Genomic DNA, 12,478 nt, shown 5'->3' with positions numbered 1-12,478 from the left:
TCCAAAATGTTAGAAGTATTTAAGGAATTGAAAACGAGTCAAATGGCGGTTTGGAAAGATGGTGAGGATATCGAACTGTCTTTTGTGAGCGAACCAGATATGAAGCTCATTGAGGTCATTAAGGAACAAAAAGCAGAGATTTTAGCGTTTCTGCAGGATAACTGTATTTTTTCAGAGTCTGATTTTGAACAGTTTGTGTCAGGTGATGATAATGATTTGAAGGAAATCGAAACATATTGCTTAGCGACGAGTTTGCAACAGGGCTTTGTTTATCATTATTTAAGCCAGCCTCACGATGATGCATATCGTGTACAACTTTTAATGGATTACCAGAGAGGCTTTGATGTTGAACTTTACCAACAAGCTTGGCGTCTTGCTTCAGCGCGTTATCCAATCCTAAGAACCTCTTTTAACTGGGATGGTGACATACTTCAGGTGGTTTCAAAGTCACCGAGCATCGGGCCTGAAAACTTTACTTTCAAAGATATCAGCATGTTGCCTTTGGAAGTAAGAGAGCAAGCGATTTTGGAAATCCAGCGCGAAGATCGCCAGATACCGTTCGATCTTTCTCGGCCAGGGTTGATCCGCTTTACCCTAATCAAACAAAGTGAAAACTTAATCACCGTATTAAAAACCGAGCATCATAGTATTGGCGATGGCTGGAGTGCGATGGTACTTATGGATACGGTGCATGATTTTTACGATGCGCTTGCTCGAGGTGAGTCACCAAAAATTGAAGCGGAGACGGCATACCTTGAAGCACAAGCTTATTACCTGAAGCACCAAGATGACATTCAACACTATTGGGATTCCAAAAAACCTCGGCTAAATCATGTTAACGATTTAAACCCATTACTTAGTGTAACCACTGATTTAGAAAGAGAAAAAGTGCTTGATAAGCCGAATGAGCAGATCCTGACGATCCAAGGAACACAACTGGAACGACTCAAATCGATGTGCCAACATCAGGGGGTGACATTAAATGTTTCACTGCAGTTTGCGTGGCACAAGTTAATTCAAACCTACACTCAAGACGCACAAACCATTGTAGGCGTTACAGTATCTGGTAGAGATATTCCTGTTCGGGATATTGAGTCAAGCGTGGGTCTATACATCAATACTCTGCCTTTGTCTGTTGATTGGGAAAAAGAGGCCAGTGTAAAAGAGGTGCTTACTGCGATACAGCAGGGCATCTCTGAGCTGAACACCTATAGTAGTGCATCACTGGCAGAAATTCAGGGTAGCGCAAGCCGCCTATTCCACAGTTTATTTGTGTTTGAAAACTACCCCAGCAGCGATGCCTGCGATGATGCAGGCATCGCTTCGACGGCTGAATTCCGTCATGCGGTTGAAAAAGTGGATTATCCTCTTTCAATCAAAGCATATGAGCAGCAAGGTAGTTTGCTAGTAGGGTTAAACTATAGTGAGTCTTTACTTACATTGGAGCGGGCAAATCAATTACTCAGCCAGTTTGAGATGATATTGGCAGAGATCAGTGACGACCCTAATCAGAACCATCAATCGATTTCATTATTAACGGATCAAGAGCGTCACCAGTTATTACATAGGTGGAATGATACGGATAAGCCTTATCCACAAGATAAAACCTTATCGGCTTTATTTGAAGCACAAGCAGCGAAGACACCAGAGCAAGTGGCATTGGTGTTTGAAAATGAAACTCTGAGTTATGGTGAGTTGAACGAGCGTGCCAATCAGTTAGCACACGCGATCCGTGCTAGGTATGAGTCTGCCAATGGACAAGCGCTGAGTGCTGATACGTTTATCGGCTTGTATATGGACCGCAGTTTAGCAATGGTAGTCAGTATCCTCGCGGTACTGAAAGCCGGCGCTGCGTATGTGCCAGTTTCACCAGAATATCCGCAAGAGCGCGTCGAGTTTATTTTATCGGATACGCAAACCGATTTAGTGCTGACGCAAACCCAGTATCAAGCGGAACTCTCGACACTGACCACTGCGAGTTTACTGCTGGTTGATGATGCCGAGGTATTTAGTGGTCAAAGTTCAGCGACCCCTGAAGCGATAAGTGATGCCAACGACTTGGCTTATGTGATTTACACTTCGGGCACCACAGGTAAACCGAAAGGGGTCATGATTGAGCATCGCAATGTCGCTCACTTGGTGACGGCACAGCGTCAGCACTTTGAGTGTGATGCTTACCAAAATGCATTATGGTTTGCGGATTATGTCTTTGACGCCAGTGTGTCTGAATTATTTGTCAGTTTACTGTCGGGTCATACGTTATTTATCAGCAGCACAGAAACGCGTAAAGATCCAAGCAAGTTAGCAGCGCTGTTATCGAAAGAAAACATTCAGTTAGCGACGTTGCCGCCTGCAATTTTACATCAGTTAGATGCCGGGTGTTTTGCGTCATTTGAGTGCTTGGTGATGGCGGGTGAAGCGCCAACCATTGAGTTGTATGAGAAATTTAACGCTATCCCACGATTGCTAAATGCTTATGGTCCAACAGAGAGCACGGTTTGTGCGAGCGTTAACCGTTATCAGCAGGGAGATAGCGCGACGAATATCGGTCATGCAATTCCGAATAGTCGTTTATATGTCTTATCAGATTCAGGCAATCTAGCCCCAATTAATGTTGTTGGAGAGTTGTACATCAGTGGTGCGGGCTTAGCGAGAGGTTACCTCAATCGAGACGACCTAACGGCAGAGAGTTTCATAAATAACCCATTCGCGAGCGAAGCAGATAAAGCCAAAGGGTATACCCGCTTGTACAAGACTGGAGACTTAGTGCGCCGTCTGGCGGATGGTCGACTGGAATTCTTAGGTCGAAATGACAGTCAGGTAAAAATACGAGGTTATCGTGTTGAATTGGGTGAGATTGAAAGTGCACTTAATGGGCTTGCAGATGTTGCCCAAGCGGTAGTGGTCGATAAAGTCAAAGGCGGGAATAAATACTTGGCCGCTTATGTTGTTGCAGAAGCAGGACACACATTGTCTCTTGATGGGGTAAGAGCGCAGCTATCTACACAATTACCGGATTATATGGTCCCAGCTGCGTTTACTGAGCTTGAACATATTCCGTTAACAATCAATGGCAAAGTAGACAAACGCGCATTACCAGCGCCAAGCTTTGTTAGCGAAGATGAATATGTAGCACCACGCAATGAGTTAGAAGCGCAATTATGTGAATTATGGCAAGACGTTTTAGGTGTAGAGCAAGTTGGTGTGCACGACAACTTCTTCCGCATTGGCGGCAATTCCATCAATGCGATTAAGCTGACTGCGGCGATTAGAGATGTGCTATCTGTAGATGTCCCGCTGGCCTTGTTGTTTGAATATAAAACGGTAGCAGGGCTTGCGGCGCAGTTGGGTGAACAAGACGAACTATTAGTTATTCCACGCAGCACCTTAGCGCAAGCGCCGTTGTCATTTGCGCAGGAACGCTTGTTGTTTATCGAGCGTTTTGAACAAGGCAGTGACGTTTATCATATTCCAAGTCTCGTAAAGTTAAACTCTGACGCTGAGCTAGATAAGTTGTTAACAGCGATAAATGTGGTTGCCACTCGTCACCCAGTGATGAAGAGTGTGTATCACACCAATGATGCCGGAGAAGATTATCAAGTTGTACTGGCTCAAGACATTGAACTTGAACGTCACGTACTAGACAGTGAAAGTACGTTGTTGGCCAGTTTATCAGAGGCGGTAGCCACACCATTCGACTTAACGACTGAAATGAGTTTGAGACTCCATCACTTTGTTGTTGAGGGTGACAATACGTCGAAGGGTTATTTATTGATGTTATGGCATCACATTGGTTTCGATGGTTGGTCGGCAGATATTTTTATGTCTGAGTTGGATGAAGTATATGGTGCGTTGCTTTCGGAAAGAAAAATCGAATTACCCGTACTGGAGATAAGTTACGCAGATTATGCGAGTTGGCAGCGTGATTATTTAAGTGGCGAAGTCCTAGAGCAACAACAAGGCTACTGGCAAACACAACTATCTGGGTTTGAAACGCTCGTTTTACCAACAGATCATAGTCGTCCAGCACATATTGATTATCGCGGTCAGGATGTTGCCTTTGAATTAGATGAGGCATTATCAGAGCAGCTTAGAGCGTTGGCGCAGTCACAAGAAACGACCTTGTACACAGTCTTATTGAGTGGCTTCTATGTGACGTTAGCAGCGCTGTCTGGTCAAGATGATATTGTTATTGGTACACCTTCGGATAACCGTCATCATGCGCAAACACAATCCTTAATCGGGTTCTTTGTTAACTCACTGGCGCTACGCGCAGGTGTAAATGGCGCACAGTCACTGAGTGCGTTGATTGCGCAAGTACACGGTGTGGTGACGCAAGCGAAAGTACATCAAGAGTTACCGTTTGAGAAATTGGTTGATTTGTTGGATGTTGAACGAGACCCGTCACGCCATCCAATTTTTCAAGTAATGTTTGATGTTGTCCATTTCAGTGAAGAGTCAGATAAAACTAATGACCTACCTTTTAACGCGCCAGAATTTGCATCTGAACAAAGCCTATATAGTGCAGCAAAAACGGATTTAAGCCTTTCGTTAATTGATAACGGCAAGGTAATCCGAGGTAGTTTTAACTATGCGGTGAGTCTGTTTGAAGCATCGAGCATCGAACGTATGCGTGATATGTATCTCAGAGTACTACAGGCGTTGGTCAATGATGTCACGCAAACCGTTGCTCAAGTGGATGTGTTATCAGAGCAAGAGCGTCATCAGTTGTTGTACCAGTGGAATGACACGGATGCCGCTTACCCGCAGGATAAAACTCTGCAAGCCTTATTTGAAGAGCAAGCGGTACAGACGCCAGAGCAAGTTGCAGTGGTGTTTGCAGGAGAAGCACTGAGCTATGGCGAATTAAATGAACGAGCGAATCAATTAGCCCATGCGATACGAGCCGAGTATGAGGTCTCGACTGGAAAAGCACTCAGCGCAGATACCTTTATAGGTTTGTATGTTGCACGCAGTGTAGAGATGGTGGTGAGTATCTTAGCGGTACTGAAAGCTGGAGCTGCGTATGTACCGATTTCACCTGAATATCCGAGTGAGCGAGTCGAGTTTATTTTATCGGATACACAAGCGAGCTTGGTGCTGACACAATCACAGTATCAACAAACGCTGAGTGCACTGACAACAGCGAGTTTGATGTGTGTTGATGATAGAGATACCTATGCAGCTCATAGTACGGCGGTTCCAGCAGCGATAAATGACGCTAGCGACTTGGCGTATGTAATTTACACCTCAGGCACCACGGGTAAGCCGAAAGGGGTGATGATTGAGCATCGCTCGGTGGTCAATCTGATAGACAATCAGTATCGCGAATTAGACTTTACAGCAGATGAAGTGGTTATCTGGCTAGCCAATTATATTTTCGATGCATCAGTTGAGCAGTTCTTTTTACCACTTCTGAATGGCAGTCGACTGGTTGTACCAAGTGACGATGAAATCACACAACCGGAAAAAATCATCCAACACCTAATCACTCATCAAGTGACACACCTAGATGGCACGCCGAGTTATCTACAAGCGTTAGGCCACCCGGGTTCAAAGAGCGCTATTCGTAGAGTGATTGCCGGTGGCGAAAGTTTGATTAGTGAATTACGTTCACTTTGGGGTGATTTACTCATTAATGAATATGGGCCGACAGAAGTTACGGTGACATCGATTCAATGTCTAGATTCAAGCAATGCCAAGTCCCTTAACACGATAGGAACCCCGATATCGAATACACGAGCTTATGTGGTCAATGACGCAGGTCAGTTGGCAGCGATGAATACGCCAGGAGAGTTGTATTTAGGTGGTGTGGGCGTAGCGAGAGGGTACCTCAATAGAGACGACTTAACGGGGGCGAGCTTTATAGACAATCCATTTGCCAGTGAAGCAGATAAAGCTAAGGGTTATACCCGCTTGTACAAGACAGGGGACTTAGTTCGTTGGCAGGAGAATGGTCAATTAGAATATTTAGGTCGTAATGACAGTCAGGTAAAAATCAGAGGTTATCGAATAGAGCTGGGCGAGATAGAAAGCGCACTCAATGAGGTTGCGGACATAGCTCAAGCGGTGGTGATAGACAAAGTCACAGGCAGCAATAAATATCTAGCGGCTTATGTTGTCGTTCAGGCAGGAAAAACCTTATCAATTGACAGTGTACGTGAGCAGCTATCGGGACGATTACCGGACTATATGGTCCCCAGTACGTTTACAGAATTAGAGCAGCTCCCATTAACAATCAATGGCAAGCTAGACAAACGGGCGTTACCAGAGCCCGCTTTAGTCGATGGTCGTAATTATGTAGCACCTCGTAACACGCTAGAAACGCAATTATGCCAAATCTGGCAAAGTATTCTGGGTCTGGAGAAAGTTGGCATCCATGACAATTTTTTCCGTATTGGCGGTGACTCTATTGTCAGTATCCAGTTAGTTTCAGAGTTGAGAAAACATCACTTTAATTTGCAAGTCAAAACCATTTTCGATGCACCTACTGTAGCTAAATTGGCGCAGCAACTCAGCCAAAATCAAACTGCGGCGGAAATACAAACCGAACAAGGTACGTTAGAGGGCAAGTTCGAATTGCTTCCCGTTCAGCAAGCATTTTTCGAACAGCCATTAGCCAAGCCGGAGCACTGGAATCAGGCATTTATGCTGAAGATCCCAGGTGAGATCACAGAAGCAGAGGTTAGTAGCGCAATTAATAGGCTAGCGTTGCAGCATGATATGTTGAGATGTCGGTTTGAGAAAGGTTCATCAGGTTATGAGCAATGCTATTACAGTGAAGTTTCTATTGCACAAGGACCATTTAGAACATTAGATGTCTCTACGTTGAATACTGATGAGCTTGACGAAGTATTAACCGCATGGCAAAGCAGTTTTGACTATGAAAATGGCCCTTTGTGGATGGCAGGGTTTTTAACCGGTTATGACGATGGCAGTGCGCGCGTGTTTTTTGCATTTCACCATTTGATCATTGATACCGTTTCGTGGCGAATAATTGCTGACGACATGCAGCAACTATTGACGGGTAAGCAACTATCGGCGAAAGGCAGTAGCTATCGTCAGTGGGTTAAAGCGTTACAACTGCACGCAGAATCAATCGAGCTTGAAGTTCCATATTGGCAAGATGTGATGGATGGCTACGAAACTTTAGCCGATGAGCAACGGAGCCATTTCTGTAAAGTTAGTATATCTAAAGCTTTGACTACCAGTTTACTGTATAAAGCAAATTCAGCATTTAATACCGACATCAACGAGCTGTTGCTAAGTGCACTTGCGGTCGCTTTGAAGGACACGTTTGGACGTCAGTCCAACCACATAATATTGGAAGGTCATGGTCGTGAATCGATCGATGATTCGTTAGATATTTCTCATACGGTTGGTTGGTTTACTAGCTTATACCCAGTTAAATTGAGCTGCCATTCAGCCTTAGCCGATACCATCATTAATACAAAAGAAGGAGTTCGTCGAATTCCTGATAAAGGCATTGGCTTTGGCGTGTTGTGTCAAGCGGATAAATTGGCGAAACACTTGCCATCAATTTGCTTTAACTACTTGGGGCAAATGGATCAACCTGAGCAGCAGGACGAAGGTTATTGGCAAATCGCATATGACAGCTGTGGAGAGACGATCTCTCGTGAAAATGCAGATGACTTAGTGCTTAATATAAACGGTGCGGTTCGTGGTGGACAGTTGCAGTTTGGGATCAACAGCTTGCTAACCGAAGCGCAAACAGCCGCTTTTTGTAATCACTTTGAGTCTGCGTTGGCATTGGTGATCCAAGAATGTGAACGAACAGCGCTGAAAGGCGGAATCAAGACACCGAGTGATTATCAAGCGAAGTCATTGACCGTAGCTCAATTGCAGGGGCTGGCAATTCAGAATATAGAAGAAATTTATCCAGCGACGAGTTTACAGCAAGGGTTTATTTTCCATTATTTGAATCAGCCGCAGGATGATGCCTACAGAGTTCAGCTTTTACTTGATTATCATCAGCAACTAGACCTTGAGCTATATCAGCAAGCCTGGCGGCTTGCTTCGATTAAGTTTCCCATATTGCGAACGGCATTTGATTGGAACGGAGAAGTCATTCAGGTTATTTCTTCTGATCCAAGTATTGATGAGGGTAACTTTGACTACATCGATATCAGCGGGCTTGCGCCAGAGCAAAGAGAAGAAGCCATACAATCAATCCAACAACAAGATCGTGAAAAAGGCTTTGATTTAAGCAAGCCGGGATTGATTCGCTTTACCCTTATTAAACAAGAGGCGTCTTTATTTACTCTTCTAGAAACTGAACATCACAGCATTGCTGATGGATGGAGTGGCGCGATCTTACTGAACGCGGTTCATGATTATTATGACGCGTTGGTTCGCGGTGAGACGCCGGAAGTACAAGTCGAAACGGCGTACACTGAGGCACAAACCTACTATCAGGCACAGCGGGGCGAAACCGAAGCCTACTGGGATAAAGCCAAAAAGGGATTTGCTGAACCAAATGATATTAATTCGTTATTAAGTGCACGTGTTGACCTGACAAAAAGCCGGGAGCTTCAAGAACCAGATGAACTTAAGCTAGTTATTACCGGTGAAGAATATCAGCAGCTTAAAAATGTCTGTCAGCAACAAGGTTTGACTGTGAATGTTGCCTTGCAATTTGCTTGGCATAAGCTGATGCAAGTCTACACTCGTGATGAACAAACGATAGTCGGTACAACGGTTTCTGGTCGAGATATTCCAATTGACGGGATTGAGTCCAGCGTCGGGTTATACATTAATACCTTACCGTTAACGGTTAATTGGCGAAAAAATGCAACCGTTTTGGAAGTTTTACAGGAAATTCAATCGGATATCGCTGCACTAAATAGTTATAGCAGTGTGTCATTAGCTAAGTTACAGTCGAATGGAGAGCGGTTGTTCCATAGTTTATTCGTTTTTGAGAACTTCCCTTCTTTTGCTGGGGAAGCACTAACGGGAGTTGCTGGTAGCGTTGAATTCCGTCAGTCGGTCGAAAAAAATGATTACCCGTTATCGATAAAAGCTTATGAATTAGATGGCAGCCTGGTTCTGGGATTAAACTACTGCAAAACTTGGCTACGCAGTGACAAAGCTAATCAATTGCTGAGTCAAATCAAGCAGATCCTCGAAGTTGTCTCACAACAGCCTCTGATTGCCCATGAGCAAATTAGTTTGCTGTCGAAAGATGAAAGTCAGCAGTTGCTAAACACGCTACAGCATACAGAAGTGGCGTATCCGAAAGATCAGATGATACATCAATTGTTTGAAGAACAAGCGAAACAATCACCTGACAACATCGCATTAATATTTGAACAGACAGAATTGACATACGCAGAAGTGAACCGCAGAGCAAACCAGTTGGCGAATGCTATTCGTAATAACTATGAGCAGTTGCACAATGCTCCCCTTGCTCCAGATACCTTAATTGCGTTGTATCTCGATCGCAGCCTAGAAATGGTGATTAGTATTCTAGCGATACTCAAGGCCGGGGGCGCGTATGTGCCAATGTCTCCGGATCACCCTAACGATCGGGTTCAGTTTATGCTGGAAGATACACAGGCCTCAATCGTGTTGAGTCAGCGCCATCAATTAACTGATTTAACCGAGTTAACTCAACATCTAGATGCAATACCTATGCTATTAGCAGTCGATGATGCGAGTGATTTTGAGTGCTTTGACGAAGCAAACCTAGAGACGATAAATCAGCCATCAGATCTTGCTTATGTCATTTACACCTCAGGGACAACGGGTAAGCCGAAAGGAGTGATGGTGCCACATACGGGAGCTGTTAACCGTATAGACTGGATGCAAGCACAATATCCATTAGCTGAGACCGATAGAGTTTTACAAAAAACACCTTACATCTTTGACGTTTCTGTATGGGAGCTACTTTGGGCGAATTGGGTTGGGGCGGCTATCGTCATTGCGTCACCGAATATTCATCAAGATCCTGAGTTGTTAAATGCACTGATCAAGAATAGTGGTATTACCACACTACACTTCGTACCTACAATGCTTACGGAGTATTGTAAATACATACAGCAGGATTCGGAAGGTTTACCATCTTCTGTAAATCGCGTTTTCTGTAGTGGTGAAGCACTGACTATGGCACATGTACGTGACTTTGAAAAAATCAGCCCACGGTTAGAAAAATTGATAAACCTATATGGTCCGACGGAAGCATCTATCGACGTCAGCTACTTTGATTGCTGCGATATTCAGAATGACATCGTACCTATCGGAAAAGCGATTCAGAACACAACTTTACTGATTTTAGATGAACAGCTTCAGTTAGTTCCCATCGGTGTTCCTGGAGAATTGTATATTGGTGGTGTTGGCCTAGCACGGGGCTATTTAAATCGTGATGAGTTGACCAAAGAGCGCTTTATTCGTAATCCATTTACGGACGCTAACGCGCGCGGAAATGCACACGATCGTTTGTATAAAACCGGCGATGTGGTTCGCTGGTTACCTGATGGAAATATAGAATATTTGGGCCGCAATGACAGTCAAGTGAAAATCCGTGGCTTTAGGGTTGAGCTTGGTGAAATTGAAGCCAGATTAAGTGCGCAAGAAGAAATTAAGCAGGCTGTTGTCGTTGTTCACAAGCGTGACAACATGAGTTTGCTCGCAGCGTATCTAGTCGCTGAAGGTGAGCAACAAATAGATTGGGAGGTGTTTAGAAACCGCCTTGCAGGGGTGTTGCCAAACTACATGATCCCAAGTTCATACACGCTAATCGACTCTGTACCTTTCACTATCAATGGCAAGCTAGATATTCGTGCGCTACCTGAGCCTGAACTAGCGCAAAAAGCGGATTATCAAGCGCCAACAAATGCCCTTGAGACTCAGCTCTGTAAGATTTGGCAGGCACTATTGGGGTTAGACAAAGTTGGTATTGATGAGAACTTTTTTCGTATCGGGGGCGACTCCATCATCAGTATCCAGTTGGTCGCGAAGTTACGCCAAGCTGGTTTTAGCCTACACGTAAAAGCCATTTATGATGCACCGACTATCCAAGAGTTAGCTGTGCTATTGAGTCAATCCGAACGAGCTGAACTTAAGACTGAGCAAGGTATCTTGTTGGGGGATTTCCCACTGTTACCCATTCAGCAAGACTTTTTTAATAAGTCATTAGCAGTGCCCAATCATTGGAACCAGTCGTTCATGGTTAAGATTCCAGCGTCGATTACGTCTGAGTTTATCGAACTGGCAATCGCTAAGTTGGCATTACAGCACGATATTTTACGATGCACCTTTAGTCATAATGAACAAGGGTACTGCCAGCGTTATCACGACGAAGGTTTTGAGTTAGCACCGTTAAAAGCATTGGATGTCTCGACACTCGCAGCGTCAGAAATTTTCGATCGATTAAGCCAGTGGCAAAGTCACTTTGACATTAATCGTGGTCCGCTATGGCAAGTTGCTCACTTAACAGGGTATGCGGATCAATCAGCTAGATTATTCTTCTCTTTCCATCACTTGATTATCGATGCCGTTTCTTGGCGTATTGTCGCAGATGATATGCGTCAATTACTTACAGGTGCAGAGTTACCACCTAAAGGTAGTAGCTACCGTCAGTGGGTTGAAGCCGTGTCTGACTACGCAAATGATCACCAAAACGAAATAGCTTACTGGCAGGATATTGAGCGTAACCAAGTCAGTTTACCGACACCGAGCATGCCAAGGTTTAGCTCGATAAGTTTGTCTGCTGAGAAAACCCATGTGTTATTACATCAGGCAAACTCAGGTTATAACACTGAGATCAACGACCTTTTGCTAAGTGCGTTGGCCATCGCATTACAAGCCACATTCGGTCACGTATCAAATTCCATCACTTTAGAAGGACACGGACGAGAAGTCATTAATGAGCAACTTGATGTGTCTCAAACATTGGGTTGGTTTACGACCAAATATCCCGTACAGCTCAACTGCAAAGAAGTTCTTGGGGATACGATTGTCAGTACCAAAGAAATGCTACGCAAAATCCCGTGTAAGGGGCTTGGATATGGTGCATTAGTTCAACAGGGGGCGCTATCAGGCAAGTTACCCCCCATCATATTCAATTATTTGGGACAACTGGACGCCAACCATGGGGCGGGCGACGTTGAAGATTGGCAAATAGTAGATGATGCGTGTGGAATGGAAATATCCCCAGAAAATAATGAAGAGTTGCTCCTCAATATCAATGGTGTCATCCAAAGCGGCGTATTGGAGTTTACGATTCAGAGCCAGTTATCAGAACAGCAACTAGCCCTTTTTACAGAGCAATTTAACGCTGCACTACTTTCGGTGATTCAACAAAGTGAAGACGCTGAAATAAGTGGCGGTGTGATGACTCCGAGTGATTTCGCTGTGGACGATTTGTCGCTTAACCGCCTGCGTAATTTAGAGTCTCAATTTGAACAAGATAACAATGCACCAGCATCAGCAGAAAATAAGACAATTTTAGAGATATAAA

The 12,478-nt window shown here is 44.4% G+C and carries 1 protein-coding gene; it reads left to right on the top strand.

The window, feature by feature from the left end; translation table 11 throughout:
* Positions 1 to 6 precede the first annotated feature (6 nt).
* The gene (locus ACSLBF_RS19175; protein WP_440057006.1) at positions 7 to 12,477 is read left to right on the top strand and encodes an amino acid adenylation domain-containing protein; all 12,471 of its coding nucleotides are present in this window, start codon (positions 7 to 9) and stop codon (positions 12,475 to 12,477) included.
* The last annotated feature ends 1 nt before the right edge of the window (position 12,478 follow it).

Origin of the sequence: Pseudoalteromonas sp. T1lg65 (assembly GCF_051930985.1) — a bacterium.
GTDB lineage: Bacteria > Pseudomonadota > Gammaproteobacteria > Enterobacterales > Alteromonadaceae > Pseudoalteromonas.
This window is presented reverse-complemented; position numbering and strand designations above follow the sequence as displayed.